General features: G+C 63.9%; 29 protein-coding genes and 1 tRNA gene. 16 read left to right on the top strand and 14 right to left on the bottom strand.

All coding sequences use genetic code 11. From position 1 onward, the window contains the following. Positions 1-134: 134 nt before the first annotated feature. The 4 genes from CF15_RS03295 to CF15_RS03280 all read right to left on the bottom strand — a co-directional run bounded on the left by CF15_RS03295 (position 135) and on the right by CF15_RS03280 (position 4,349). Entirely contained in the window at positions 135-2,063 is a 1,929-nt protein-coding gene (locus CF15_RS03295; RefSeq protein ID WP_058370518.1) for a nickel-dependent hydrogenase large subunit, read from the bottom strand. A gap of 447 nt (positions 2,064-2,510) precedes the next feature. Further along, positions 2,511-3,632, bottom strand: coding sequence for a saccharopine dehydrogenase family protein (locus CF15_RS03290; protein WP_058370517.1), 1,122 nt, complete (start codon positions 3,630-3,632; stop codon positions 2,511-2,513). 37 nt (positions 3,633-3,669) lie between these two features. Further along, positions 3,670-4,011, bottom strand: a complete 342-nt coding sequence (gene metG / locus CF15_RS03285) for a methionine--tRNA ligase subunit beta (RefSeq protein WP_058370516.1) — start codon at positions 4,009-4,011, stop codon at positions 3,670-3,672. A 47-nt stretch (positions 4,012-4,058) separates the two neighbouring features. Then, the gene (locus tag CF15_RS03280; protein WP_058370515.1) at positions 4,059-4,349 is read right to left on the bottom strand and encodes a DUF211 domain-containing protein; all 291 of its coding nucleotides are present in this window, start codon (positions 4,347-4,349) and stop codon (positions 4,059-4,061) included. A gap of 154 nt (positions 4,350-4,503) precedes the next feature. Between CF15_RS03280 and CF15_RS03275 the strand changes: the two genes are divergently transcribed. The 5 genes from CF15_RS03275 (at position 4,504) to CF15_RS03255 (ending at position 9,079) form a co-directional block, all read left to right on the top strand. Then, positions 4,504-4,968 (top strand): Lrp/AsnC family transcriptional regulator, encoded by a 465-nt coding sequence (locus CF15_RS03275; RefSeq protein ID WP_058370514.1) that lies wholly within the window; start codon positions 4,504-4,506, stop codon positions 4,966-4,968. A gap of 61 nt (positions 4,969-5,029) precedes the next feature. Then, on the top strand, positions 5,030-5,281 hold the full coding sequence (locus CF15_RS03270; RefSeq protein ID WP_058370513.1) for a 50S ribosomal protein L13e: 252 nt from the start codon (positions 5,030-5,032) through the stop codon (positions 5,279-5,281). A 168-nt stretch (positions 5,282-5,449) separates the two neighbouring features. Next, positions 5,450-6,928: an ABC transporter ATP-binding protein gene (locus CF15_RS03265; RefSeq protein WP_168371240.1), complete on the top strand. Its 1,479-nt coding sequence runs from the start codon at positions 5,450-5,452 to the stop codon at positions 6,926-6,928. A 266-nt stretch (positions 6,929-7,194) separates the two neighbouring features. Then, positions 7,195-8,229 carry an ABC transporter permease gene (locus CF15_RS03260; protein WP_058370511.1) on the top strand — a complete coding sequence of 345 codons (1,035 nt, stop codon included), beginning with the start codon at positions 7,195-7,197 and terminating at the stop codon, positions 8,227-8,229. Beyond that, entirely contained in the window at positions 8,222-9,079 is an 858-nt protein-coding gene (locus CF15_RS03255; protein ID WP_058370510.1) for an ABC transporter permease subunit, read from the top strand. Before CF15_RS03260 ends, CF15_RS03255 begins: the two co-directional genes overlap by 8 nt. Here the strand turns inward: CF15_RS03255 and CF15_RS03250 are convergent. From CF15_RS03250 to CF15_RS03235, 4 genes are all read right to left on the bottom strand, one after another. Further along, positions 9,076-10,290: a hypothetical protein gene (locus tag CF15_RS03250; protein ID WP_168371239.1), complete on the bottom strand. Its 1,215-nt coding sequence runs from the start codon at positions 10,288-10,290 to the stop codon at positions 9,076-9,078. The two genes, CF15_RS03255 and CF15_RS03250, sit on opposite strands and share 4 nt — an antisense overlap. A 146-nt stretch (positions 10,291-10,436) precedes the next feature. Continuing rightward, positions 10,437-11,363 (bottom strand): AEC family transporter, encoded by a 927-nt coding sequence (locus CF15_RS03245; RefSeq protein WP_058370508.1) that lies wholly within the window; start codon positions 11,361-11,363, stop codon positions 10,437-10,439. A gap of 45 nt (positions 11,364-11,408) precedes the next feature. Then, positions 11,409-12,422 carry a PP-loop family protein gene (locus CF15_RS03240; RefSeq protein ID WP_058370507.1) on the bottom strand — a complete coding sequence of 338 codons (1,014 nt, stop codon included), beginning with the start codon at positions 12,420-12,422 and terminating at the stop codon, positions 11,409-11,411. Beyond that, a complete protein-coding gene (locus CF15_RS03235) occupies positions 12,388-12,597 on the bottom strand; it encodes a MoaD/ThiS family protein (protein ID WP_058370506.1) in 210 nt (69 codons plus the stop codon). Before CF15_RS03235 ends, CF15_RS03240 begins: the two co-directional genes overlap by 35 nt. 80 nt (positions 12,598-12,677) lie before the next feature. On the opposite strand from CF15_RS03235, the gene CF15_RS03230 reads away from it, so the two are divergent. The 3 genes from CF15_RS03230 to CF15_RS03225 all read left to right on the top strand — a co-directional run bounded on the left by CF15_RS03230 (position 12,678) and on the right by CF15_RS03225 (position 13,851). Further along, complete coding sequence (locus tag CF15_RS03230) at positions 12,678-12,875, top strand: hypothetical protein (protein WP_058370505.1); 198 nt, start codon at positions 12,678-12,680, stop codon at positions 12,873-12,875. A gap of 11 nt (positions 12,876-12,886) precedes the next feature. Beyond that, positions 12,887-13,090 carry a hypothetical protein gene (locus tag CF15_RS08800; RefSeq protein ID WP_168371237.1) on the top strand — a complete coding sequence of 68 codons (204 nt, stop codon included), beginning with the start codon at positions 12,887-12,889 and terminating at the stop codon, positions 13,088-13,090. Positions 13,091-13,446: 356 nt separating this feature from the next. Continuing rightward, positions 13,447-13,851, top strand: coding sequence for a hypothetical protein (locus CF15_RS03225; RefSeq protein ID WP_058370504.1), 405 nt, complete (start codon positions 13,447-13,449; stop codon positions 13,849-13,851). On the opposite strand, the gene udp is transcribed toward CF15_RS03225, so the two are convergent. Continuing rightward, complete coding sequence (gene udp / locus CF15_RS03220) at positions 13,786-14,661, bottom strand: uridine phosphorylase (protein WP_058370503.1); 876 nt, start codon at positions 14,659-14,661, stop codon at positions 13,786-13,788. The two genes, CF15_RS03225 and udp, sit on opposite strands and share 66 nt — an antisense overlap. A 123-nt stretch (positions 14,662-14,784) precedes the next feature. On the opposite strand from udp, the gene udg reads away from it, so the two are divergent. Then, positions 14,785-15,477 carry a type-4 uracil-DNA glycosylase gene (udg, locus tag CF15_RS03215; RefSeq protein WP_058370502.1) on the top strand — a complete coding sequence of 231 codons (693 nt, stop codon included), beginning with the start codon at positions 14,785-14,787 and terminating at the stop codon, positions 15,475-15,477. Here the strand turns inward: udg and CF15_RS03210 are convergent. After that, the gene (locus CF15_RS03210; RefSeq protein WP_168371236.1) at positions 15,436-17,199 is read right to left on the bottom strand and encodes a S16 family serine protease; all 1,764 of its coding nucleotides are present in this window, start codon (positions 17,197-17,199) and stop codon (positions 15,436-15,438) included. The two genes, udg and CF15_RS03210, sit on opposite strands and share 42 nt — an antisense overlap. Before the next feature lie 165 nt (positions 17,200-17,364). Between CF15_RS03210 and CF15_RS03205 the strand changes: the two genes are divergently transcribed. Continuing rightward, positions 17,365-17,817 (top strand): hypothetical protein, encoded by a 453-nt coding sequence (locus tag CF15_RS03205; RefSeq protein WP_058370500.1) that lies wholly within the window; start codon positions 17,365-17,367, stop codon positions 17,815-17,817. On the opposite strand, the gene CF15_RS03200 is transcribed toward CF15_RS03205, so the two are convergent. Both CF15_RS03200 and CF15_RS03195 read right to left on the bottom strand, forming a co-directional pair. Continuing rightward, positions 17,814-18,671 (bottom strand): class I SAM-dependent methyltransferase, encoded by an 858-nt coding sequence (locus tag CF15_RS03200; protein ID WP_058371362.1) that lies wholly within the window; start codon positions 18,669-18,671, stop codon positions 17,814-17,816. The genes CF15_RS03205 and CF15_RS03200 overlap by 4 nt on opposite strands. Next, positions 18,664-19,749, bottom strand: coding sequence for an NAD(P)/FAD-dependent oxidoreductase (locus tag CF15_RS03195; protein WP_058370499.1), 1,086 nt, complete (start codon positions 19,747-19,749; stop codon positions 18,664-18,666). Before CF15_RS03195 ends, CF15_RS03200 begins: the two co-directional genes overlap by 8 nt. Positions 19,750-19,907: 158 nt before the next feature. Here CF15_RS03195 and CF15_RS03190 point away from each other — a divergent pair. The 5 genes from CF15_RS03190 to CF15_RS03170 all read left to right on the top strand — a co-directional run bounded on the left by CF15_RS03190 (position 19,908) and on the right by CF15_RS03170 (position 23,188). Next, a tRNA-Gly gene (locus CF15_RS03190) sits at positions 19,908-20,016 on the top strand. A gap of 101 nt (positions 20,017-20,117) precedes the next feature. Further along, a complete protein-coding gene (locus tag CF15_RS03185) occupies positions 20,118-20,489 on the top strand; it encodes a hypothetical protein (protein WP_058370498.1) in 372 nt (123 codons plus the stop codon). A 97-nt stretch (positions 20,490-20,586) separates the two neighbouring features. After that, entirely contained in the window at positions 20,587-21,510 is a 924-nt protein-coding gene (gene nadA, locus CF15_RS03180; RefSeq protein WP_058370497.1) for a quinolinate synthase NadA, read from the top strand. Positions 21,511-21,519: 9 nt separating this feature from the next. Next, positions 21,520-22,440, top strand: a complete 921-nt coding sequence (gene nadC / locus CF15_RS03175) for a carboxylating nicotinate-nucleotide diphosphorylase (protein WP_058370496.1) — start codon at positions 21,520-21,522, stop codon at positions 22,438-22,440. Beyond that, complete coding sequence (locus CF15_RS03170; protein ID WP_058370495.1) at positions 22,376-23,188, top strand: aspartate dehydrogenase; 813 nt, start codon at positions 22,376-22,378, stop codon at positions 23,186-23,188. The genes nadC and CF15_RS03170 overlap by 65 nt, the downstream gene beginning before the upstream one ends. 125 nt (positions 23,189-23,313) lie before the next feature. Here the strand turns inward: CF15_RS03170 and CF15_RS03165 are convergent, their stop codons facing one another. After that, a complete protein-coding gene (locus CF15_RS03165) occupies positions 23,314-24,045 on the bottom strand; it encodes a hypothetical protein (RefSeq protein ID WP_058370494.1) in 732 nt (243 codons plus the stop codon). Positions 24,046-24,232: 187 nt separating this feature from the next. Between CF15_RS03165 and CF15_RS03160 the strand changes: the two genes are divergently transcribed. Continuing rightward, positions 24,233-25,345: a hypothetical protein gene (locus tag CF15_RS03160; RefSeq protein WP_070807876.1), complete on the top strand. Its 1,113-nt coding sequence runs from the start codon at positions 24,233-24,235 to the stop codon at positions 25,343-25,345. Here CF15_RS03160 and CF15_RS03155 read toward each other — a convergent pair. Then, positions 25,293-26,378 (bottom strand): glycoside hydrolase family 130 protein, encoded by a 1,086-nt coding sequence (locus CF15_RS03155; RefSeq protein WP_058370492.1) that lies wholly within the window; start codon positions 26,376-26,378, stop codon positions 25,293-25,295. The genes CF15_RS03160 and CF15_RS03155 overlap by 53 nt on opposite strands. Positions 26,379-26,456: the final 78 nt, after the last annotated feature.

Genomic DNA, 26,456 nt, shown 5'->3' with positions numbered 1-26,456 from the left:
ACCCCCGGATGCCCGCAGGGGGTCCGGAGGCCCAGGCGCAATACAGTGTTACGCCGCCAGAGGAGAGGGGCGGATAAAAATATGAACATGGATGATCGATGATACTGGAGCGGTGAGAGAAACCGTAGGAGGCCTTAGCTGTAGTGGGCTGAGGTTATTATCTTCTTGACGGTCTTTATAGTCTTCCCGTCTCTTACGAGCTGTATGTGGGCGGCGCACGCCAGGCAGGGGTCGAAGCTCCTTATCGCCCTCACGAAGTCTAGGCCGGTCCAATCCTCTGGCTTAACCTCCTCTGTAACGTAGGTGTTGATAGCGCTCTGCTCGAAGGGGCTGTAGCCCCACTTGTCCTGCGGGCTCACATTACCGGTTGTGGGAGCGTGTATCTGTATGTTGAGAGTCCTGCCGGCCTTCTGTACGACCCAGTGCCTCACAGTGCCGCGGGGCGCCTCTGTGAGGCCGACGCCGAAGGTTATCCTGTTCGGGTAGCTCCACGGCCTGCTGGTCCTACTGGCATGGCCTGTCTTCACGTACTCGAGGGCCTTGGTGAGGTTGTTCCAGGCACTCACTATGTCTATCAGTAGGTTGAAGGCGCGCGCCCACAGCCTGTATATCGTGGAGCTGAACTCCGGCACCTTCCACTCGAACGTCATCTCCTCGCACACGCTGGAGGGTAGCTCGTCGGTGCACGCCCGCGGCAGCGTCACCTTGAGGAGGCCGTTACCGCCGCTCTTGTATAGGCCGAGGTAGTCGCTGGCGGGCTGCTTGCTCGCGACCAGGAGCCTAGCGTAGGGGCCTACCTCGAAGGGTGTTATGGTGCCGTCCTTCCAGACCAGGCGAACGTGGGTGACCCAGCTGTACTTGCCGGCCCAGTCCCTGGCGGTCGGGTTCGGTATGGTTATCTTGAGCCAAGGGTGGTAGGCTGGGTTGTACTTGCCCCAGAGCAGCCTGTTGCCTAGAGGATCCTTGAAGTCGTTCTTGGCCAGCTCATCGTACCATGGCAGGTCCCTTACTTTGTTGGCCCAGTCCTTGTAGAATGCTCTCTCAACATGCTCCATAATGCTGGCGTTATACTCCGTGTACTTGTTGGTTACGAGCTGGCCTCGGAGCACTATGCCAGGTCTTAGCAGCCTGGTGGCTGCGGCCTTGTCGATGTTCCTGTAGAACTCCTCCCACTCTACGTAATCACCTATGCTCTCGTAGACCTCGGGGTCATAGAAGATGCCGCTGCTCGCTACAGCGCCTACAGTCGACTTGGCGGGATCGGGATGGTAGCTTATACCGTTCTCGGCGTAGCCTAGGTCCTCGTAGAACTTGAGTAGATCGTGCCAGACGCTGTACATGAACTTGCCCCAGGCGGTTAGCTTGGTTAGGCGGAACATGTAGCCGGTCAGCAGGTACTCGGCGTTGGTGAGGTCGGTGCTTATGCCTCCCGGTATGAGGGTTGAGGGGTGGCTGTGCCTCCCGTATATCAGTACACCAGCCTCGCGGGCGTAGCGCTGGAACTTGGCGGCCAGCTGCCACATCTTCCCAGTTATCGGGGTAAGGGCGTCCATTATCTCTGCTATGGTGGTGAAGCCGTGTATATCGCGGTGCTCGGCCAGGGTCTTCTTAGCCTGGTCGTAGACCTTCGGGGTCATGAGGGCTACCACGGGGCTGCTGAAGTCGGGGCCCTCGAGCATGTTCAATATAATCGTGTGGTCGTAGATGTGGTCGGTCATAGCGAACGCCATGCTGCGGAGAGCTACACCCATCCTATACGGCGTGACGCCGTAAGCCATGTCCACTGCAAGGGTGCTCGCGTTGGCGTGGCTCGCTCCACAGACACCGCAGATACGGCTGTTTATGTGGGGAAGATCCTCCGGGGGCCTCCCTAGGTCGAAGACCTCGAAGCCGCGGAACATCGTCACGAAGCTGCGGACGCTATCCTTTATGGGTCTTCTGGCCTCCGTGTCTACTATAACACGGAGCGCCAGGTGGCCCTCTATACGGGTTATAGGGTCTATTATCATCTCACGGGTGGGCACGGTTCCGAGCCTCCCGGCTATCGTAATAACAATCCTCATAAATCAACAAACTACACTACTCTACTTAACTCTATCCCTTCATCAACGCCTGTGCACAGATTGACCTGCCGCCTTCACTGCCCTACCTTCCTCTCGTCTCCCGGCCCCCAACACTCGCTACATTACTCTGCATACCCGTGACTGTGGCATGCTGTGCCCGCAAGCGCTATGCACGGCCAGGCCTCGGCAGCCCGGATCCCCTAACGCCCTCCCTGGAGGCCTCAGTACCCCCACCTGGTCCTCGGCACAGCCCTACCCAGGGGCTCCGCTCGCCAGCTCCTCATCACCGGCATGGCTCCAGAGGAGAGGGCGGGCTCCGGAGCGGATGGGCCCGTTCATCCCCCAGTAGCCGGGTCACCGGTAATACCAGTCTTCACGGCCCCCGGGGAGTTACCGTGGCCCCGGGCGCCGGGGCCCCTTTTCTCTAGCCCGGGGCGCCCGGGGGGTTCAGTGCTCGTAGCAGCTCCTCCCGTGCAGACGGATACCTCTCCTCTCGAGCCTTGCCTCTAGGTCGGGGAGCCTGGGGGCCAGCTCCTCGGGTGCATTGACGCCGGGGTGGCCGTAGCCCCGGGCCGCCTGGGCCACACTCCAGGCATGGACATGCCCCGTCATGAAGGTTAGTACAGGCGTCTCTATGCCTAGCTCCTCCTGCCTAACATCTATAAGGTAGGATATTGTGGCCCAGCTATCCCCCTTCTCGCCCTCGGCCTCAACGTAGAGTATTACCCGGTCGCCGCTCCTGGGCAGCCTCTCCTCGAGGAGCTTGACCAGCATCTTCCGTGGCGAGGCTGCGCAGCCGGAGGCGACGTGGGGCTTGTCGTCGAGCATGCCTAGGCTACGGAGGCTGCGCAGGAGGTCCACGTGGCCCGGGTACCGGAGGGTATACTCCACCAGGTTTGGCACGCTGCTGAGGCTCCGTAGGAGGGTGCGTAGCCCGTCTGTAGGCATAGCGTCGAACACCCCGAGACCGGGTAGCTCGACACGGGTGGCGTCCCAGATTGGGTCAAGGAGCTTCTCTTCGCCCGCTATCCTGGCCCTAGCCTTCCTCGTATACTCCTCTATGAGGTCGTCAATGCTCCATGACGCCACGAGCCCGAGGGGGCCGGTGCTCTCGGCGGAGAGGCCTCCAACGTATATCGTAACCCTGTTGACCTTGTCCAGCTTGCCTGCCGCACGCACGGCCAGCATGTTGGAGAGCCCTGGGGCTAGGCCGGCGTCCACGAATACGCGGGAGCCGTGCTCTATGGCGGGCTGGTGGAAGGCGAGAGGATCCGGCACGTATGAGACGTCTACTACCGCCTCTGCCCCGGCGTCTACCAGGCTTCTCACCACTCTGGCCGCTGCCCTGCTGGGCAGGGCAACTGCAGCTATGCTGCACTCCGCGGCTATCCTGGAGGCAAAGGCGGGGTTCGAGGCGTCTACTAGGCTGGCACGGAGCCCCCGGCGCTTCGCCTCCTCCACCCGGTGGCCCGAGGAGTCAAATACCATGGGGTCGAGGCCGTACTCCTGGGCTAGCAGCTGAGCCGTTACAGCTCCCACGCGGCCGTAGCCTATGAGGCATATCTCCACGGGGCTCCCCTTCCCCGGTTCCTGCTCGGCGACGGGCCTAGCAGACGCGCCAGCCGGGCTCGGCCTCGTCGCCCACCGTCACCAGTACGGGTCTCTGGCCCTTGTCACAGCCGGCTGCGAGTATCATCCCCTCACTGAGATAGCCGCGTATCTTCTTGGGCTTCAGGTTAACCACCACTACAACCTTCTTGCCTAGGAGGTCCTCGGGCTTGTAATACTCGGCTATGCCGGAGACTATTTGCCTCTTCTCGCTGCCGAGGTCCACTATCAGCTTTAGGAGCCTGGTGCCGGGTATCCTCTCCGCCTCTACCACCTTGCCAACCCTGAGGTCTACCCGGGAGAACTCGTCTATGGTTATATAGCCCTCCTCGCCCGGCAACGCGACTCCTCCCCCAGGCCTCTCGCCAAGCGTCCCCGCAGCTAGGGCTACTCCCTGGGCTTTCTAGGTATCTCAACCAGCCTCTCGCCCGCAACTACCTGGTCGATGCTGTGTATCGCCGCTCCAACCTCCTCGAGTATCATCCTGACCTTCTCGAAGTCTATGTTGTCCCCCTCAACCACTACTGTGAGGCTGAGGGTCTCAACGTCAACCTCATTAACGGTTATGTTAACCCCCTCTACGCCGTCAACCCTGCTGAGCTCGAGCGCAACGTCAACTATGGAAGGGTCTTTGAGGGGCTTTAGAACGTCGAGCACTAGGCGCCGGAGTCCCGCCAACTTCTGGGTGACCCCTCCACCGGCTACCCACCGCGGCCTAAGGGGAGCCTATAGATGCTTCCCCTAGGGCCCAGGCCAGCAGCATTATACCCTGCTTATGCCGGCAGCATTGCTGGCGTGCGGGCCAGCAGCGTAGCGGGGTGCTTAGCCTACTTTGCAGGGAGCCCAGCTTGATGAGATTGATGTTAAGCTGGTAAAGCTCCTGGCTAGGGACTCGAGGCGGAGCATAAGGGAGCTGGCCAGGGAGCTTGGAATGGCAGGCTCTACGATACACGCCAGGCTACACAAGCTCGTGGAGAACGGCGTGATAAAGAGGTTTACTGTGCTGCCTGACTACGAGGCACTAGGCTACAGTGTCACCGCTGTAATACTCTTCCAGGTGGAGGGAGGGAAGATACTCGACGCCGGCGAGTACATAGCCAAGGACCCTAGGGTGATAGCGGTCTACGACATAACCGGCGACTACGACCTTGCCGTGATAGCTAAGTTCCGCAGCGTCAACGACCTCGACAGCTTTGTGAAGAAGGTGAACAAGCTCCCCTACATAAGGAGGAGCGTCACTAGCCTCGCGCTCCGGGCTATAAAGGAGGATTTCACCTCCCCCCTGACCAGCGGCTAGGCCACGGGCCTACCCTTAATTTAACCCGCCGCACCCGCCGGGCGCCTGGGGGTCGACGGAGATGCCGGAGCCGCCGCGTGCTATTGTAAAGAAGCCCAGGCTGCTCAGGTATGGCGGTGCAGACCCTGGCACCAGGGTTGGACGCGGCTTTAGCCTAGCGGAGCTCGCCGAGGCCGGGCTGACCCCGGAGGAGGCCCGGAGGCTGGGGCTGTACGTGGACAAGCGCAGGAAGAGCAAGTGGAGCTGGAACGTGGAGGTCCTCAAGCGCTACCTCGAGGAGATCGGCTACAAGCCCCGCGGCACCCGTAGCTAGCCCTGGGGCGGGAGGAGCCTCTCTTTTCACCGGAGCCTCTGCCCCGAGCCTATGGCTCCCGGGGGCGCCGCAGGGCTGCATCCACGCTCTTGCAGCGCGCCCTAGAGCGCGGAGCGGGGTCCGTGAGGGGTGTGTGGAAGGCGGGAGCCTCTTCTCTCGATCCAGGGCGTGACCAAGGTATACCCTGGGGGCGTTGTAGCTAACGACAATGTTTCTCTGGATATCTATCCAGGGGAGGTTCTGGGCCTCCTCGGAGAGAACGGCGCCGGGAAGACGACGCTCGTGAGCATAATAGCTGGGGTCCAGGAGCCGACGAGCGGCGATATAATCTACCAGGGTAGGAGGGTGCGGTTCCGGAGCCCCAGGGAGGCTGCCAGAGCCGGGATAGCGCTTGTACCCCAGAGCCCCCAGCTTATAGACGCGTTCACCGTGGCGGAGAACATAGCGCTCGCCGCCAGCCTGGCCGGGAAGGGCCTAGGGCTCGGGGAAGTACGCTCCCTGGTAAAGAGTATGGGCAGCGAGTATGGCATCAGTGTTAACCCGGATGCCAGGGTCTGGAGCCTCTCCATGGGGGAGAAGCAGAGGGTTGAGATACTGAAGGCCCTCATTCTCGAGGCGAGGCTTATCCTGCTGGATGAGCCCACCACCCACCTCTCCCTCATGGAGGCGGAGAAGCTGCTGGAGCTCACCAGGCGCCTAGCCTCCGAGGGCCGCTCGGTGGTGCTGATAACCCACAGGCTTCGGGAGGTATTGAAGGCCGCCGACAGGATAGCGGTGATGCGCAGGGGCAGGCTCGTAGGGGTGCTGGAGAGGGAGGAGGCTAGCGAGGAGCAACTGCTCCGCCTCATGTTCGGGGAGCGTGTATCGGGAGGGGGGCCTCTTAGAAGGAGGAAGCCTAGCGGGATACAGGTGCTCCGGGTTAAGGGCTTATGGGTGCATGGAGAGCACGGGGAGATGGCTGTCCGGGGTGTAGACCTCGAGGTACTGCGGGGCGAGATACTGGGTGTGGCCGGCGTCGCGGGCAACGGGCAGAGGGAGCTGTTTGAAGCGCTCGTGGGGATACGGAGGCCCAGCCGCGGCAAGATACTTATCAACGGTGTAGACGTCACAAGGGCCGGGCCCGGAGCCCGTGGGAGGCTCGGGGTAGCTGTAATCCCGGAGGAGAGGCTTGGCTGGGCCCTGGTGCCGGGCAGGAGCTTGGTGTTTAACACCGCGCTGGGCCTCTACAGCTCGCCCCGCGGGCCCTATCGCGGCTCCATCGTGGAGTGGCGCCGGGCCAGGGAGACTAGCGAGGAGATAGTGAAGCGGCTGAGGGTCAAGGTGTCCAGCGTCGACGCACCCGTGGAGAGCATGAGCGGCGGCAATATGCAGCGCTTCATAGTTGGGAGGGAGCTGGCTAAGAAGCCCACTCTCATACTAGCCATGAACCCCACCAGCGGCCTCGACGTGGACGCGGCCATCAAGGTTAGAAGGCTCCTGGCCGAGGCGGCCGACGAGGGGGCTGGGGTGCTGCTGATCTCGGAGGATCTCGACGAGCTGCTGGAGATGAGCGACCGGATAGCGGTAATCTCCCGGGGTCGGGTCACCCTCCTGGCCGAGAGACCCTTCAAAGTCGACGAAATAGCAGCCGCCATGACTATAGGCTAACTAACAGCTATACCCCCGGGGCCGGCCACCGTCCCCAGGGCTTCTAGCCCCCGCTGAGAGGGGCGCCGGGCCCTGCGAGGCCCTACGGTGAAGCGGGGGCGGGGCTTCTCGCCCTGCGCTCCAGCGCTCCTAGGACGCTTCAGGGGCCCTGGGCACCCCCAGGGTTTAAGTCCCGGGGCGCCGGCGGCCCTTGAGGCCCGAGGACCTGGCCTGGGGCCTCCAGATGCAGGGCTTCCTGCCCAGACGTCAGGGTGAGGGTCTAGAGGTTGAGGATAGCGCTGGAGCCTAGGGGCCCGGGTGAGAGGGGGAACCCGGTCCTCTACGGGCTTGCGGGCCTGGCGCTGGGCTTCCTCATATCCATGCTGCTTGGCGTGTTCACCCCTGTAGGCGTCGCGGGAGTCGCTAGGGCCATATTCATCAATCTCTCGCGGCCCCGCTTCTGGCTCTTCTCCCTCCCCTACTTCGTGCCTATAACCGCGTCGGCTGCGGGGCTCGCGCTGGCCTACAGGGCTGGCTTCATAACCATAGGCTCCGAGGGCCAGGTGATTCTAGGCGCTGTAGTGGCATACGGCCTCCTATTCTATGTGCTCTCCAGCCAGCCTCCCCTGCTCGCAGTGGCAGCCGCGCTCGCCGCCGCCATCCTCGCGGGGGCTGCCTATAGCCTGCTCGTCGGCGTTCTCCGCGTCTACCTAGGGGCCAACGAGACTCTCGTAAGCCTCATGCTCAACTACATAGCTATAGCGATTGTCAACTACCTCGTGGCGGGGCCCTGGCAAGCCGGCGCCTTCACGAGAACGGAGCCGCTCCCCCCGCGCATGTGGATCAGCATCCCCGTAGCCGTAGTGATAACCATCGTGTTTACTATAGTCCTCGAGCTGCTCTACATGTACACGAGGCTCGGCGTGGCTGCCGACTCGGTGAGCAGGGCCAGGAAAGCGGCGGAGACGTATGGAGTCGACCCGGGCAGAACTATACTCCTCGTCTCCATCCTTGCCGGCGCAGCTGCAGGACTTGGAGGCGGCCTATACATGGTCTCCGAACAGCACCAGCTGCTTAGCCTGGGTAAGCAGGGGCTCGGCTACGGCTACATGGGTATACTGGTTGCCTGGCTTGCCGGGCTCCGCCCCGCCGCCACAATAGCGGCGGGGTTTCTCACAACGCTCCTCTACAGCATGTTCATAACGCTCCAGCTGGAGGGCGTGCCCGCCAGTTTTGTGCTTGTCTTTGAGGCTGTAATAGTGCTCTCTGTGCTCGCGTTCACTAGCCTCTCCAGATACCGGGTGGTGGTGCGCAATGGTTAACACAGCTGCGCTGCTGGCCCAGGGGGCTCCGGAGGCCGGCGTACTGGCCCTCGGCGCGCTTGGGGAGCTTGTGCTGGAGCGCGCCGGCCTGATAAACCTAGGGCTCGAGGGGATGCTCTACCTAGGCTCCGCGGTGGCGGCCTACGTAGCGGTCTCCACCGGCTCTCTCGCCGCTGGCTTCGCCGCCGCTGCGGCCGCAGGGGCCCTGATGGCCGTGATCTACCTGCTGCTCGTCATAGGCCTTAAGGCTGACCAGGCTGTCACGGGGCTGGCCCTGGTCTTCCTGGGCATAGGGCTGGGGGACGCCGTGGGGGTTGCGACCCAGGGGGCTCCGGCCCCCATGCTCTCCGGCGCGTCCAGAGACGCTTTGCTGACTCTTGTGCTGGTGGCGCTCCCGGTGCTTCTCCATGTGTTCCTCTACAGGTCGTGGATGGGCTACGCGCTGAGGGGACTAGGCGAGGACGAGAAGGCGGCGAGAATGCTAGGGGTTAACGTCACCGCCCTACGTGTAGCCGCCGCCCTCCTGGCAGGCATGGCCGCAGGCGCCGCGGGGGCCCTCTTCCTCGCCGGGCCCTCCGGGGGCAGGTGGAGCGCGGGCCGCGCCATAGGCTGGGGCTGGCTCTCCCTGGGCACGGTGATACTGGGCTACTGGCATCCTCTGGGGATTGCTGTAGCTGCCTACCTGCTAGGCGTGCTCTACGCTGCCAGGCCGTTGCTCGAGGGTCTGGGTATCCACCCAGCCCTGGCCGAGGCCACGCCATACATAGTGGTTGTTATAGCGCTCACAATAATATCGTGGGTATACGAGAGGGCTGGGGTTAGGCCGCCGGCTGCCGTGTGGCGGCGCTAACCCTTGTCCGCCAGCCCGGCTCTCGGCAGCTTCGCCGCTAGCCTCTCCAGCCTATCCAGATGCTCCTTTAGGGGCACGAGGCTGCCGGTGGACATGTCCAGCGTATAGATCTCCACGTTCTCAACGCCCGCGTACTTGCCGGCGAGCACCCGTAGGTGGGGAGCGTATATCGAGGCCTGGAGGGGAGGCACCACCAGCCAGACCCTGTAGCCCATCGCGAGACGGTCTCTTATCACCGAAGAGAGCCTCGCCACCGGGTTGCCGCTGCCGTAGAGGGTCTCAACCTCCACCGCTAGCTTGCTGTACCATCCCCTCCGGGCCAGTATGTCCACTGTTACCGCGCTCGCTACGCGCTCCTCGACGGCCAGCCCCGACTCGTCGAACCCGGCCTCGAGGAGGTAGCTTAGCACAGCCATCTTGAAGGCGTAGTGCATGAAGCCCTCCTCGGGCCTGGCCTCCTCCTCGTCCCCCGCGGGCCTGGCTAGGAGTGCGAGCGTGGGGTCGCTGGCCATAGACTCTAAGTAGCTGTAGTAACGGTGCTCGGCCATCATGACAGCGTCCACAAGGCTTGAGGCTTCTCCCAGGTCGTCGCTGCTGAGCCCATACATAGCCGCTACCATCTCGAACACTGTATCGTCCTCTACTATGCTTGTCTCCAGGGGCGGCGGGAGCCTCGTGTAGAGCATGCCTCTGCTGCCTATCCTGGGCTCCCAGATCCTCTCAATAGCCTTGAGCGCCGGCTGGGAGGCATAGACCACGAGGAAGCCGAATCCCTGCGCGTAGGCCTCTCTGACACGGTCCTCGAGGCTCCTAGCGAGATGGGAGCTTGCAGTTATCTTATCAACGCTGCCCTCCTCGACGCCTAGCTCATCCAGATCGAGCACGTATATAGTCATCCCGGCGCGCATCATAGCGAGCTGGTACTCCGTCAGCCGACGGGCTATGTGCTGGGAGTAGAGGGGCGCCCTCCAGGAGACCCGATAGACCTCCCGTAGAACGCGCTTCAGCAGCTCTATGTAATCGTAGCGGGGGTCCCGCGGCTTACGGGCCAGGATGAGGAAGGGCCTTTCACTGTACACCCTCAGCCTGGGCGTGCCGAAGAGGGCCTCTAGAGGATCCACCCCGGTCTCCTGCACAGCCACCTCTATCTGCCGGAGCTGTGGCTCCTCCAGCCTACGGGCCTCGAGCTTCACCTCCAGGCGCTGTGACAAGGGCTCGGGGAGCTGTCGGTCAAGGGCGGCCATGGCCGCTGCCGGGGCTGAACGGGGCCTTGCTGGAGGCTCCCCGCAGGCTGCGGCGGCTCCCGGGCATCCCTTCCCTGATTGCCGCATGGAGCACCCCTCTGCGTTGCACGGACCTAGTGCACCAGGAGGCGTATGAGCACAGCGGCAGCTATCGAGAAGGGCAGTGTTAATCCTATAGCCTTTGCCACCAGGGTCTCGTCGAGACCGTAGAGGGCGGCGTATACGAGGTTCATAGTGGCGGGAGGCATGAAGGCCTCGATGAGCGCTCCGGCTAGCCACACACCCTGGAGGCCCAGGAGGGTGGATGCCGCAAGCGCTATGGCGGGCTCCACCCCGAGCCGCCAGGCCAGGACCGCCAGCACAGGCTTCTCGAAGCCTATCCCGGCATAGGCCAGCACTGAGCCAACGAGGAAGAAGCTGGATAGCGTGGACTCGGCGGCTACATGGCCCAGGATGCCTAGGGCCTCGGCTAGCCAGGGGTGGCCGCCGGCCAGTAGGTAGAGAAGCGTACCCGCTACAAGGGCGTAGAAAGGAGGGAACCTCGCCAGGCTGGCTGCGAGCTTACCGGCTGTACTTCCGGCTTCTCCCACGGGGCTGTAGGCGCCCGCAACTAGGGGGACCGCTACCGCCGCTATAATATTGACCAGGGTCGAGTAGAGGGCTGCGGGGCCGGCGTCATCGTAGAGGATGAGCATGAGCGGTATCGGGAGGAAGCCTGCATTGTGGAAGCCCGCGGCGAGCACTGCTGCGCCCACTACCTTGCTGGGTAGCCCGCGGAGCAGCCTAGGGATCAGGAGGTAGGCCGAGGCTAGGGCACCCAGCACGCTGGCCGGGACCAGGAGGGCGTACTTGCCCGCAACAACCAGGTCAACCGTGTATATCTTGTACAGGACTATGAAGGGTACTGAGAACCAGAGGAGCATGAGGGAGATAGCCCTCGAAGCCGTGGAGGCGGCCCTGGACCTGCCGGCCAGCAGCCCGGCGGCGAGCAGCCCCACTGCCACCAGGGCCCGGGCGGCAACCGCTGCGCCAGCAGCCACTACGCGGACCCCTCCCCGCCGGCCACACCCTCACGGCCACTGGGCTCACGCAGGCCTCGCTGCCTTAGCGGCTAGCTCCCGGAGGAGCCGCCTCACATGGGGCCCCTTTGGCTCGCCGAGTGCCCTCCTGGTTAGGCGGCAGAAGCCGCACTCGCCGCCGGAGCTTAGGAGGCCACATGTGGGGCATTTCTGCGGCTTCCACTCCTTCTCCGCTGCCAGCCTCTTGTAAACCGTGAGCCTCGACTCCAGCCTCCGTATATAGTTTATCTTGACCCCGGGATGCTCCTCCTCCAGGCGGTTCATGGACTCCTTGATCCTCTGCTCTATCGGGGCGACCGGCCTATAGGGGCACTCATCATGGAGGAAGGGGGTGTTAGACAGCAGGGCGTAGAGGAGGGACTCCCTCTCGGTGACCTCGTAGAGGGGGCGGAGCCTCGCCACTGCCAGCCCCTCGATGCTCTCAGTGGCCGGCCCCATCTTGGCTATCGACTCTAGGTCCTGGTTGAGGAAGAGCTTCAATGTGTAGGCTATAATGTCGTCAGCGTTATGGCCCATGGCTACATAGTCGGCTCTAAGCTCCACCGCGGCGGCGTTTGTGATGTAGCGCTTCACGAGCCCGCAGACGCTGCACACCGGGCGCCGGGCGCGCCTGGCTATGACATGGACGGGGGCTCCCAGGGCCTCCTCGATGCTGATCACTATGCAGGGAACCCCGTTCTCCCTGCAGGCCTTCTCCGCCGTCCCCCTGCTCTTCTCCGAGTAGGCTCCGAAGCCGAGGACCAGGTGTATGCCCACCAGCTCGAACCCATAGAGCTTGGAGAGCTTCGATAGGGCTGTCAGCATCGCAGCGCTGTCCTTGCCCCCGGAGACGGCCACCAGTATCCTAGCCCCCCGCCGGAGGGCGCCCACGCGGCGGAGGACGCGCTCCACCTTCCTCTCAACGAACTCCATGAAGTGGCTTGGGCAGAGGGAGAGCCTGGCATAGGGTATGCGCGCCACCGCAGGGGCGCCGCAGATACTGCACCTAGCCGCCGCTTGCCGCCCGGAGGATTGTGACATTGTCTCCATCCTCCAGCCTGTCCTCCTCTAGCAGGGGGCGTCCATCCCTCAGTACCACCACGTCCTCGGCGCTATAGCCTAGGCGGTGGACGAGCTCCCGCACCGTTCCGGCTGTAAGCTCCACCTCTACGGCTTGGCGCTCCGGCAGTATCAGCGCCGAGACTTTAATCCCCATTCTTCCCACGCCCTGCGAGCCAGGCGGCATGAGCCATGGGAGGGGCTGCGCGCGGGCGGCGTCCGCCAGGGCTCCGGGCTGTGCTCCCCCTTATTGCGGCAAACGCCGCCCGGGGGCTGGCTATACCTCTCTACAATGCTTACAGCTCGGCGCTGCTGGCCCTCCAGGGCTATAGCGGGGGCGAGATGGGTGCCGGGCTCTCGCTGGCCCGGCTTCTCGAGATAGCAGGGTTCCCGGTAGCGGGGCTGCTCACCGACCGGGGGCTCTACGGGGCCTGATAGCCTCCTCCATGATCCTGCTGGGGGCTGCGGGGTTCATAATCTGGCTCCGGGCGGACATACTCGGGGTCTCGGCCGCCTACGCGCTGGTCGGCCTTTCCCTCGCAGTCTGGGTCCCCTCGAGGAACCGTGCTATATCCCTGCCTGCCCTCCAGCCTTCGTGGACGTGGCGTAGCACTGACCAGCATGGCGTTCAACTTCTCTCTCCAGGATAGTCGGGCCGCTGCTATTCGCCTACTACTTCGCCCGCCGGGGCTCCCCGGCTACCGGCTCGGCTTCCTGGCGGCTGGTGTGCCCGCGCTCGCCGCCGCACCGCTCGTCTATGCCGCGCTCCGCCGCGTAGGCGGAGCAGGGGGAGGCGGCGGGAGGCTGCCAGACCTCCTACGGCTCCCGGCCAGGTGGCTTACCCCCTACTACCTCTACGCGGTCATGTCCCGCGCCGGCACCGCGGCGTGGATATCCCTCATGGGCGCGGTGTTCCTGGGGCTGGGGCTGCCGCAGGAGGCGCCGGGCCTCTACATGGCTTCTACCGCCGCCGCGTGGCTTCTACTGGGCTACTTTACGGGGGGCGTTGGTGGACCGGCTAGGGGTCCGCAGGGCCATGTTCCTATCCGAGGCCGGCTTCATGGCCTCCCTCTCCCTGGTTGCTGTCCTCCTTCGCCCTAGCAGCTGGCTCCCGGTGGTTATCGCGGTAGCTGTCGCTGACGCCTTCGCGTTCAGCGGGTTCGTTGCCGCTGCGAACAAGCTGCTCATGTACACGAGAAACGTCGGGGTGGAGGCGGGAAGGCTAAACATGGCTACTAGCGTAGCCTCGGTAGCCACGGTGTACGCTGCAGGGGTTCTCTATGGGCATTCACCCCTCCTAGTCCCGGTGCTCGCGTTGGCTCTCCACGCCTCGGCCGCCGCAGCCCTAGGGGCCGCGGGGAGGGGTGCTGCCCGGGAGCTTGCCGTAGAGCTTCTCCAGGGCCACAGCTAGGCTGCTCAGTGTGTGGCGCAGCGTGGGCCTGGACTTGTCAGCCTCCTGGAGGATGCGCACAGCCTCGTTAGCAACCATTATGGCCTCCCTGACCCCGGCCTCCGGTATGAATTCATCGGTCACCCTGTTAGCTATCACCGCGCAGACGCAGCCGGAGCGGAGCCGGTAGATATTGGACAGCGTGAATATCGTGGCAGCCTCCATCTCGAAGCCCAGCACGCCCATACGCCTCAGATTCTCCATTCTGGCGCGGCTGCCGCTCCACGTGTAGTCCCGATAGCCAGGCCTACTCTGCCCAAGGTGGAACGTGGCCGTGGACGCCACTATGCCTAGGTGGTACCTGGCACCGAGCCTCTCAGCAGCCTCCACCAGGGCCATTACCACCTCGGGGCTGGCCGCTGCAGGGTACTCGGGGGGAGCATACTCGCTGCTGGCGCACTCGTAGCGGACCGCCCCGAATCCTATGACTAGATCGCCCACCTTGATATCGGGCTGTATAGCGCCCATAGTGCCCACTCTTATAAGCGTATGGACACCTATTCTAGCGAGCTCCTCTACAGCTATCGCGGTGGAGGCTCCCCCTATCCCCGTGCTTAGAGCGCCTATCCGGGCGCCGCGGTAGACTCCACGGGCGCTACGGTACTCCCGGTGGAAGGCTACCTCCTCTGCCTCGTCCCACGTCCTCATTATAGCATCTATACGGCCCGGGTCGCCGGGGAGCAGGATGTAGGGCGGTATATCACCGGGGCCGAGGCTTATATGGTACATCTTATTGTTTACGACCGGCGCAGATGCGCTAATCCTCTCCATGCCGTGGCCACACTCCCTCCAGGAAGCCGTGCAGCCGGGTTACCTGGTGCAGAGGCGTGCCGGAATTCTCTAAGAGTTTCCCTTGAGGCAGTGGAGGGGGCAGAGCAGCAGGGATAGCCCGCTATGACGGGGCAGGACGTTGAGAGGGAATACCGAAAGCTGGTTGATGAGATCAAGACGTGCACCAGGTGCAGGCTCCACCGGACGCGCCGTAACCCGGTGCCAGGGGAGGGGCCCCTCGACGCCAAGGTAATGGTGGTGGGGGAGGCGCCAGGGAGGAACGAGGACCTCCAAGGTAGGCCCTTCGTCGGGGCCGCGGGCCAGCTTCTGAACAAGCTCCTGGAGCTAGCCGGGCTCGAGAGGAAGGAAGTCTATATAACTAATGTGGTGAAGTGTAGGCCCCCCGGCAACCGCGACCCCAGGGAGGACGAGGTGGAGGCGTGCCTCCCCTACCTACTCCGGCAGATCCAGCTCATAAGACCCCGCCTCGTGATAGCCGTGGGCCGCCACGCGGCCAGGAGGCTGCTGGAGCTGGCAGGGCACCCTTGGCACAGCATGGGCTCCCAGCACGGCAAGGTGTACCGGGGGAGGATAGCCGGGGTGGACCTGGCTATAGCCGTCACCTACCACCCCGCTGCCGCGCTCTACAAGCCCCCGCTCCGGAAGAAGCTGGAGGAGGACTTCCGGGGCCCCATAGCCAGGATTGTGGCCGAGATCAAGTCGGAGGAGAGGAGGGAGAGACGGGGCAAGGAGAGGGGCGGGCAGTCGACGCTGCTAGACTTTCTCAGCGGCGGCGCGGCGAGAGACCGCGGCTAGCCCGTAGCCCACCACCGCCAGCACCACCGCCTCGGCTGCAATGCCCGCTAGGCTGTAGCTGCTCCAGTCAACCTGCACCGGCGCCGGGCTGACGGCCTGCCGGCCTTCAGCGGTGAGGGCCTTCAGGACCAGCGTGTGTATTAGCCACACCGCGGAGTCCGACTCCAGGCTCACCTTCACGAATGTATCGTTAGTGGCGTTGGCGACGTAGCCGCCGTACTCCTCCGCGTAGCTGAGGAGCAGTGCCGCCGGCAGGCTGGCATCCCTAGACATGCTGATGCCCCGCAGGAACTCTACGTGCCTCTCCACGCAGTGGGCTGGCAGCCCGGAGCTGGCTACCAGCGTGTCCTCCAGCATGGAGACGACGTACACCGCTAGGCCTAGCGCTAAGGGGTAGTTGCCCTGCCTGAGGCTCTGGCGGGCGTCGCGGATCCAGGCCTCGACGGACCTGGTGTCGGGCATCGGTATGTTGAAGCCTACCCTGCCTACCACGCTCTTCAAATAGTCGTATGAGAGCTGCATGTAATTCACCATAAACTCCGCGGACCTGGCTAGCAGGCTGCAGGGCACCAGGGGGCCCAGGCTGGGGTCGGCCAGCTCCGCCCAGGACTTGGCCGAGAGGGCGCGGAGGAGGGCGAGAGCCCTCACATCGGGCTTCTCCGAGCTGGCTGCATGCTGCGCCAGGTAGAGCCGGGCTGAGGCGGAGGCGAGGGCCTCATAGCCCCAGAGGCCGCAGAGGCTCCTATTCGTGAACCTGCTGCTGTGCTCGGCTACGCTCCTATTGGCATCCGCTATTGCTTCGTCAAGGCTTATGCCGATCGCCTTTTCAAGGTAGTTGAAGCCTTTATGCTCCGCCACGTCCTTGGAGAGCACGTATAGGGCCATGAAAGCCATGCTGGCAGCGCTGTAGGGGCTCTTCTCGAGAGCCCTCCTAGCGCCGGTGATAAGCTTCTCCGCCACCATACGGGCCTGCGGGTCCTCCACGTCACCTAGAAGCTTCACAGCCTTCTCAATAAACTCCTGGGCATAGCTGCTGAAAAGCCTCTCCTCCCCTCGTATAGAGGGGAACAGTACAGTCCTGCCGGCGCCGCCGGGCGCGGAGAGGAAGCCCCTAGAGAGCTGGGAGGCCGCATCCTCTATGCTGCAGACGCCTACCACCCCAATGCCGCCCGGCACCCTGCTGATCTCCGTGACAGGGAGCAGCACTCTCGCATAGCCATAGTCCTTGGCTGCCGTGACCTTGTCAGCCACGCCCGCCACCGGAAGCACGAGGCCCGTGAGGGAAACCATACCAGTCATAGTAGTGTTGGGGTCCGGGACCAGCCCACGAAGGGCGAGGAGCGAGGATGCCGCTATGAAGCCACTAGCGCTGGGGCCGCTAACGGGCGTATTGGTCTCAAACTCTACGTCCACATCATAGAGCCGGGGGTTTACCCCGTCAATAATGCTGGCAAGATAGTATGCAACCTCCGTCGACAGGGTCGTGCTCTTATCCACAAGGTCGCCGGGCTCAACGGTAACAGTGCCGCTGCCGGGCGAGCTTATGGTTAGCCACGCGTTCACCACTATCCCCTTCCCGGTCGCGCCGTCCACCGCCAGAAGGCCCAGCCTGACCCTGACCCTATAGTCCGGGGAAGCTGGCTGCGCATAGGCGCTGGCGAGAAGCATGAGGAGCACCACTGCGGCCGGGAGCACTCTTAGACGGGTAGCCCTCCTCTCCATCAAGCCTCTCTCCCCGTTGGACACATTCTTGCCCCGCGGACGGGCATGAGGCGTTCAGCTCTTTATGCCTCCCCACGGACCCCTTATCCATATCTATACTAAGTGTACTAAGTGTCCCAGTAGGATGGGAGCGCTACCCGCCGGGGTAAGCGGAGGTCCCCCGGGGTGTCAGATAAGCCTAGGCTCGAGGAGATAAGAGAGGCCCTAGAGCGTGAGATAGCCGAGCTGGAGTCGAGGCTGCAGCTATACCAGCAGCTGCTCGCCATACTAGATGAGTGCTCCGGCCTGGCCGGCGCCCGCGGGAGGGCGGGGGGCCGGGGTAGGGAGTTCCGGTCGAAGGATGGCCTGGTTGTCGCGAGGCTTACAGCCTCGAGGGATACTATGAGGCTCATGTTTGCGAGGCCCGTGCCGGAGCGCCACCCCTACGTGAGGTACATGCTGAATGCTCTTGAGAGGCTCGCCTCCGAGTACGAGGGGCTGGAATACACCGTGGATAGGGACGAGGAGGGCCGGGTCTCCAGCGTTATTGTGACAGGGGTGCCCAGGGATGCGCAGGACGAGGTCCACGCTGTACTGGAGTTCACCGCTAAGAAGGTGGCCGAGATTCCTCCCCGCTAGGCCTCGACGTAAACGTCTACCACTACCTGGCTCTTCCTGGGCCCCACTGTGCGCACCACCCTGGCATGCTCAACCCGGTACCGGGCCCCGAGCTCCTCGAGCCTGCTGGATAGCAGGTCCACGGCCTTCCTCTTCGGGTCTTCCCCCTTCCCCGCGAAGACGTGGAGGTAGACGTGGATCCAGCCGCTTCCCCGGAGGCCGTGGAGCGCGTGGGGGAGGTGCTGGAGGGCCAGCTCGGGGAGGGGCATTAGCACGCGGTCGGCAACGCCCCGTAGCCTCTCCTCCACAATCCTGGCGGCGTCGCCCAGGATGGGTACCACTATACCCTCTACCCTGTTGAGCTTCACGTTCTCCACCATCATCCGGTAGGCGTCCAGGTTTATGTCTATACTGTAGACCCTGGCCGGCTTGGAGTGCCTCGCCATTATTATGGAGAAGAGGCCGGCGCCGGCATACATGTTTATCACAGTCTCGCCGGGCTTGACGAGCCGCGCTATCCTCTGGTGCTCGTAGGAGAGGCGGGGCGATATGTAGACCCGTGTTATGTCTATCTTGAAGACGCAGCCGTGCTCACGGTAGAGGGTCCAGCTCCTCTTCTCGCCGGCCAGGTGGGTGTAGCTCCGCAGCCTATACTCGCCCTCCACCGGGCTGGAGGCTGCCCAGATGCTCTTAACATAGGGGAGCCTGCGGAGGAGGGCCTCGGCCAGAGGCTTCAGCTCCTCAACGTCTACATCGAAGGGCTTGCGTATAACAGCTATATCGCCTATGATGTCTATCCTCTTCCAGAACCTGGCAGCCTTCTCGGGCCCGTAGACCTCCTCTGCTATCTCCCTCAGCAGCTTCCTCTTAGCCACCACTCCTCCCCCAGGGGGCCAGGCACCGCGCCAGGCTGGTATGAACATCATAGTCTATGCTGCAGCGGCCCCGGGCCGCCGCGTGGCAGGCCGTCGCGAGAGCCATGCGCCAGAGGGGCTGGAGGACCCGGGCCGCCCTGGTGAGAATGCGCTGCGCCTCCAGCTCCCTCCGGAGCCGGGCCCACTCCGCGAGAAGCCTCCCGGCGCCACGGCCCTCGAGGGCCTCGGCGAGAGGCTCAGCGAGCAGGGAGACCGCGTAGAGCCCGCCCCCCGTGAAGGGCTTGGAGGCGCAGAGCACATCCCCTATACCGGCGGCGCGGCCCGCCAACGGGGTCTCGGCGGGCGGGCCCAGCACTATCCTCCCCGCCCTATGGCTGATGATAGAGGAGGCCTGGACTCCTATCCTCGCGAGCCTGGGGAGTAGAGCCTGGAGCCTCTCTACGGGCCTCTCGTCGGCAACCCCTATGACAGCCTCCCGGCCCCCAGCGACGGGCACCACCCAGGCGAAGAACTTGGGGGCAGTACGACGCCCGTGAACAGTGTAGAAAGCGTCCTCCCCGAGGCGCAGCGCGAGGCGGGCGCGTACCTCGAAGCCGGGGATGTAGCCGCAGCGCCCTGCACCGAAGAGCCTGGAGAACCCTGGCTTGGCGCCCACCGCGGCCACCACCCAGCCGCCGCAGACCCTGCCCCCGCCGGCCAGCCGAGCACAGCCATTCGGGCCCACGCCCACAACCCTGGAGTGGTAGGCTATCCGGTGGCCCAGCGCCTCCACCCTGGAGGCCAGGACCTCCTCGAGCAGTGGCCGCGAGAACCGGACCGCCAGGGGAGAGCCCTCTACCCGGCACACTTCGCGTAACCCGTCGTCTAGAAACACGGCCTCCCGGTAGCTCTCGGTAACCGCCTCGGGGGCGCCAAACCTCTCCGCGGTCGAGGGGCTCACCAGGCCGGTGCAGTGAGGCGGCCAGCCAGGCCTCCCGGAAGCCTCGAGAACCAGCGCGTCCACGTGCCTCAGCCTAGCAGCTGTCAAGAGGCCCGCGGGGCCGGCCCCAGCAATGACTACGAGGCTGCGGTCAGTCAAGGCTGAACTCATCACCACCCTCAGCTCCGCCTGAGCCAGTCATCCCGCAGGAGCCACACGCGCCTGCAGTGGGCAAGAAACCCGCAAGCCTCCCCCTTGAGCAGCTCCTAGCCCGATGCTTTAATAAATCCGGGACCCGGCAGCCAATATGAATGGACGCCGGGGTGGCCGAGCGGTCAAAGGCGGCGGGCTGCAGTGGCCCGGGCACGGCTACCGCCCATCGCGGACACCCGTTGATCCCGGGTTCGAATCCCGGCCCCGGCTCCACGCCTCTCAGCCACTGGTGTCCCCTACCACGTCCTCCTCGCCCTCAGGTGGAGCCTCAATAGGGGGCGCCGCTCCTCCTCCTAGCCACGGGGCTGGGTGTCGTGGCCTCTACCGAGGAGATCAGGAGGATACTCGAGCCCCTGGCTAGGAGGCGTGGCTACAGCATCAGTGTAGAGGGCGGCTCGGTCTGGATGCTGCATCCGGAGGCGCCTTTCTATGTGGAGGCTAGGCCGACTGGCCAGGGGGTGCTGGTTAGGGTCGGGTACCGGGGGCTCCGCGACTACGTGAGGGAGCTGGTCGATAGCGTGGCTGACCCTAGGTCCGTTCTGGAGGATGTGCTGGACGAGGTTGCAATGGTGGCTCACGAGGCCTACACGGCTCTCCGGGGGGCGGGGATCGCCGCAAAGCTGGAGGCCCGGGAGGCTGTGCTCGACGCGCTAGAGGAGCTGGAAGAGGCTGAGGAGGAGGAGTGAGGAGTGCCGGGGGCCCGGGCCGGGGCTGAGTTGTTGAGGGCGGGGATAAGGCTATAGCGGCTCTATCTAGGGCTGGGGTTTCAGCCAGGTGTAGAAAATGGGCTATCTTGACAGCCTTGTTGAGAGGATAGAGGAGCTGAAGAGGCGTAGGAACGCTGTGATACTCGCCCACAACTACCAGCTGCCGGAGGTGCAGGACATAGCAGACTATGTGGGGGATAGCCTGGAGCTCGCTAGGAAGGCTATGGAGGCCAGCGCCGACGTGATAGTCATGGCTGGCGTCCGGTTCATGGCTGAGACGGCTGCGATACTCAACCCGGACAAGGCCGTGCTACATCCAAGCCCCGAGGCGGGTTGCCCCCTAGCATCCTTCCTCAGCGTGGATGTCATCAAGAGGTACCGGGAGAAGTACCCCGGCAGGCCGCTTGTAGTCTATGTGAACTCCTACGCCGAGGCAAAGTACTATGCGGACTACATAGTGACTAGTGCCTCCGCGGCCAGGCTGGTCTCCAGGCTCGAGGAAGAGGAGGTCCTCTTCGCGCCCGACCGCAACCTCGCCTCCTATGTGGCGGAGGTCGCCGGGAAGAGGGTAATACCGGTCCCCGTGGGCGGCCACTGCCCGGTCCACGAGTACCTTGTGAACGAGTACTATGTGAGGAGGGCGCTGGAGGAGCACCCTGGGGCTAAGCTGCTTGTCCACCCGGAGGCGCCGCCGGCCGCGAGGAGGCTAGCCGACTTCGTGGGTAGTACTAGCCAGATGCTCCGGGCGATAGGCGAGCTTGGGGGCGACGAGTTCCTCCTTGGAACCGAGGAGGGGCTCGTTCACCGTGCTAGGCGGCTCTACCCAGGCAAGCGGGTCTACCCGGTGAACCCCGGGGCTGTCTGCATAGACATGAAGAAGATAACGCTCCAGAATATAGCCCATGCCCTGGAGAACATGAAGCCCGTGGTGAGAGTTGACGAGAGTATAGCTGGAAGGGTTAGGGAGGTGCTGGAGAGGTCCCTCGAGCTGGTGAGGTAGGCCCTGGCCATGTCCGAGTATCTCCTCGAGCAGTTGTTCCTCGAGTGGCTGAGGGAGGACGCGCCCCACGGCGACCTGGCAAGCGAGTTGCTCATACCCCCGGGGCTCGAGGTAAGGGCCGTGGTTAGGGCCAACGAGAGGGGGGTAGCCGCCTGCGTAGAGGATGTGGCAAGGGTGCTGGAGAGGCTGGGCCTGGAGGCGAGGCCGCTGAAGAGGAGCGGCGAGACCGTGGAGCCCGGGGACCTGGTCCTGGAGGTGAGGGGCGAGGCCCGCAGGGTGCTCCTGGTAGAGAGGACTCTCCTCAACCTGCTAAGCTACCTGTTCGGCGTAGCCACTGCCACCAGGGAGCTAGTGGAGAAGGCTAGGCGCGTTAACCCCCATGTCCGGGTGGCTGCAACCAGGAAGATCCCGCCAGGGCTGCGCTACCTGGCCAAGAGGGCCGTGGCTGCCGGGGGCGGGGATACGCACCGGCTCAGCCTCAGCGACGCCGTGCTGATCAAGGATAACCATCTAGCCGTGCTGGGGGACGTGGCGGAGGCCGTGAGGAGGGCCCGGGAGAGGGCTAGCTTCATCCACCGGGTAGAAGTCGAGGTGGAGACCGTGGAAGACGCTGTGAGGGCTGCCAAGGCGGGAGCCGACGTGGTAATGCTTGACAACATGTCGCCCAGGGAGGTGGCGGAGGCGATACGCAGGCTCGAGGAGGAGGGGCTCCGGGGCCGCGTGCTCGTGGAGGTTAGCGGCGGGATCACCCCAGAGAATATCGCCGAGTACGCTCGTGCAGGGCCCGACGTGGTGAGCACGAGCTATATAACGATGAAGGCGCGGCCGGTGGATCTAAGCCTGGAGGTGGTGGAGGTGCTAGGCCGTGAAGAGGGTGGCAGTGATAGGCTGCGGCAACATAGGCACCGAGATAGCCAGGGCCGTGGATAAGGGCGTGGTGAGGGCCAGGCTCGTAGCCCTCTACGACATAGAGCCTGGGCGCTGCAGGAGGCTCGCCTCGGGGCTCGAGAGGGAGAGGCCCCTGATAGCGGAGAGCCTCGGGCAGCTACTGGGTCAGAGGCCGGACCTAGTTGTGGAGGCTGCAAGCCAGGAGGCTGTAAGGCAGTACGGAGAGCAGATACTGAAGAGGGGCATAGACCTAGTGGTGCTGAGCGTAGGGGCCCTCCTAGACAGCGAGACGAGGGAGAGGCTCCGGGGAGCGGCGGAGGCTACTGGAGCCAGGATACACGTGCCCTCCGGCGCGGTAGCGGGGCTAGACGCCCTGAAGTCGATGAGCCTAGTGGGGGTTGACAGGCTTGTTCTCCGCACGAGGAAGCCGCCCAGGGCCCTCGCAGGAGCCCCGGGGGCCCGGGGGGTGGATCTCGAGGGGCTCCGGGAGCCGAGGCTAATCTACCGGGGGCCAGCCAGCGAGGCTGTGAAGCTCTTCCCCGCGAATGTGAACATTGCTGCAGCCCTGGCTCTAGCCGCGGGCAGGGAGCCACTGGTCGAGATAGTTGCAGACCCTACTGTGGATAGGAACATCCACGAGGTGGAGGCCGAGTCCAAGGTCTCCAGGCTCCACATTGTGGTGGAGAACGTACCGAGCCCCCGGAACCCGAGAACGAGCTACCTGGCGCTGCTCTCCATTATAGACCTGCTGAGGAGCCTCACCGGCAGCGTCTACATAATCGCCGGCTAGCCGCCCCCATGGCCTGGGAGGGAGGGGTCGGCACCAGAAACCATCATCACCGGCTCCTTCAGCATATCTAGCCCTCTCCATCCCCCAGCCGCCAGGGATATGGGCCTCCAGGGGGCTCTTTTCCCCTAGCCCTTCAGCCTTCCCTCAACCACTATGGGTACTACGCCCATCTCTCTCAGCCTCCCAACGTAGCTGGCGAGGTCCCTAACCAGCCCCGCATCCAGGATAACGGCTGCCACGCACTCGAAGTGCCTGAGATAGTCCCTGACCTGGCCTATGAGCCTCTGAAGCTGCGTGGACGACCTGGGCACCTTGAGCTCCACACCGCAGGGGCCGACCTGCATGTCTATCCTGTAGCGGCCTACCCTGACCTGCCTCCTGACCGGGACCCTGGTGAGGCGGGCGCGGAGGTACTGGTATAGCTGCTTCTCCAGGTCCTCCTCGCCGCGCACGGGCTCCGGCCTGAACTCCTTCAGGGTATTGACTATGTTCTCTATTCCCTCGCTGATTCTTGCGAGCTGCTTCTTGCTCTCAAGCTGGGCCTTGAACCTGTCAAGCTCTTCAACCACGTCCTTGTACTTGACCTTGTACCTCCTAGCGTACTCTACCACCTTCTTGAGGGAGAGTCTCTCGGCGAGGGCTCTCACCTTCTCCTGCTTGGACCTATACCTTTTGAGGCTGATGCCCTCCCTGACACCTATCTCGTCCAGCTGCCTTGCCTTGAACCTGCTCAGCAGGACCCGTTTGAGCTCGTCGGCCTTCAACTTGTAGGCGATGCTCGCCTGGACCTCTGTGCCTAGGATCTTCGCTCCGCGCACTATCGCATCCATACCCTTCTTCAGCTTGTCGAGAACCAATGCGGGATCCCCGGGATCCCACGCCGGGCCTGAACGCTAGAGGATTAAGTAATACCACTGTTTATATGGTTAGCGCTGAAGATGCGTGGCCAGGTCCCACGCCTTATTACCTGCCGGCTGGGCGGCGTGCACGCCCCGGGCTGATGAGCCTCCTCTCACCCCCATGCCGAGCCGTGGCTGCAGGGCTATGACGTGCCTCACGGTATCTGACCCGGAGCGGTGCAGGGAGAGACGGTTCCGGGAGCTGCCCCGGTACCGGCTTCTCGACATGCTCGAGGAGAGGGGATGGTATAGGCTCGGCAGCCTCATCCACCTTGACCGGTCGAGGGTGAGGGAGAATCCGTTCCAGGAGCTACTTCTCCGCGTCCTGGTCTGGGGCGGGGGCTTCCGCGAGGCTGTTGGCTGGTCTGGCGTGGAGGTGTTTCGGGAGGAGTACTGCGGCAGAGTGTTCCGCTACCTCGCGGGCAGAGGCGGGGAGAGGGCTGACGCTGTATACACACCCTCGGCCGACTGGAGGATGGAGCTGCTCGTGAGGCTGCCGGAGCGCACGCTCCCCCTTATAGTGCTCGACCTGAGCCTCCTCCACCGCCACGTCTCCCTTTCGGAGCTGAGTAGTCTCCGGCGCCAGGTTGGGGCAGTGCTTGGCGTGGTCCGGAGGTTCCTCTGGGACCGCCACCTCCTGGTTGCAGGGGCGCCTCCCGGCGCCTATGAGTGGCTCCGCCTCTTCATGGGGAGGGCTCTGGTGGACTACTCTCCGCTGGCCTCGGACGAGGCTGCCTCGCTGCGGGGGGCCAGGCGGATTATCCTCCTCGACCCCGGCGCCGACCGCGACCTCGATGCCCGCGACGTGCTCGAGGCCGACGCCTTCATACTGGGCGGCATCGTTGACCGGGTGCCGAGGCCCGGTGAGACGAGGAGGCTCAGGCTTCAGGGCCTCGCTGAGCCCCGCAGGCTTGCCCTGCGCGGCAGCGTTCACGGCGTCCCCTCGAGGCTCAACTCCGTAGCGGAGATAGTGCTCCGCGCGAGGTACGAGACCTGCGGCGACGTGGAGGAGGCTATCAGGAGGGTTATGAGCCCGAGGGATGCCAGGCTCCGGGCCTACGTGGAGCTTAGCCGCTGGAGCCGGGGAAGGAGGCGGAAGGTACCCTGGAGCCTCTACGAGGAGCTAGCCAGCTGGCTCCCACTCTCCCCGAGGGATTTCGTGCGGGCCACGCGGATGGCGGGGCTGGAGGTCGAGGGGGAGCCGCCTAGTATATGCGGCCCCGGTCCAGCTCGGAGAGAATGCCGTCTATCTCGGTGACCGCTAGGCCGACGAAGCTGTCGGCGGCGCCATAGCTTATGAGTATCTCTGAGCGGCCTATGGGCACGGCGCCGCATGGGAAGACTACGTAGGGCCTATCCCCGTAGACTTCGTAGGTCTCACGCGGCTCCATAATATACCTGGGGGTGATAGCCTTGACTATGAATCCCTCGCTCCTGCTATACTCGAGCAGCAGGGCGAACACCCGGTAGAAGCCGTCCATATCCACGCCGTGCGCGAGGAGGAGGAGATCCCTGCCGACACGGATGGGAGGCGTAGACCAGCCAACCTTGTACTCGAATGGGGCGGGTGTGAGCAGCACGGTAGGCTTCCTGGCCACCATCCAGCGGAGGCCGCTGCCGGCATCATCGCCCTCCTCCACCCTGCTGGCAACCGCCACGAAGCCCCCATCCCCTACATGTGGGCGGTGGAAGAGTATCTCCGGGCGCTCCTCGCCGTACATGAAGGCGTCCTTGTCGCTCCTCAGCAGGCTCCACGGTATATCCCCGGTTATGTGGACGTAGCGCTTACTCCAGGTGTAGCCGCCGTCCTCGGAGACGGCTGTGACGGGGAGGGTTGAGGGCAGCCCATGAGGCTTGTCGGATTTGAAGTAGTCTATCGTGCGGCCACTGAAGGTCATGTAGAGGCGCCCGCCTATCTCGTAGACCCTGGGGTCCTCTGTGCCCCATACATCGTAGCGGTTCGACGGGTTGATAATTATCTTCGCATCGATCACGGTGGGAAGCTCTCCGGCGAGAACCTGGCTGACTATGAGCCTGCCCAGAGCTATGGCGGAGACGTAGCGGTAGTAGCCAACTATTATGCGCATGTATAGCTTAAGCTCCTTGCCCTCAATATGGGCGGAGGCGTTGAACACTGAGAATGGGTTCCTGCGGGGATAGTTGATAAGCCGGATCGCATCGGGACGTATCACCGCCAGCCGCTTGGCTAGGTCTAGCGTCTCGTAGCGTCTAATCCTCGCGGCCTCAAGGGAGCCGGAAGCGTAGCTGAACCGGGCGGGGAGAGAGGCCACGGGCTCCACCCCGGGAGGCGGTGCATGAAGCCAGGAGCGGGGAGGAGACATGCAGAGTCCCGGGCTCAGCAAAGGCCA

This window comes from Pyrodictium occultum (assembly GCF_001462395.1).
Classification (GTDB): Archaea; Thermoproteota; Thermoprotei_A; order Sulfolobales; family Pyrodictiaceae; genus Pyrodictium; species Pyrodictium occultum.
Note: the sequence above shows the minus strand (reverse complement) of the source record. Positions and strands in the feature narration are given on the sequence as shown.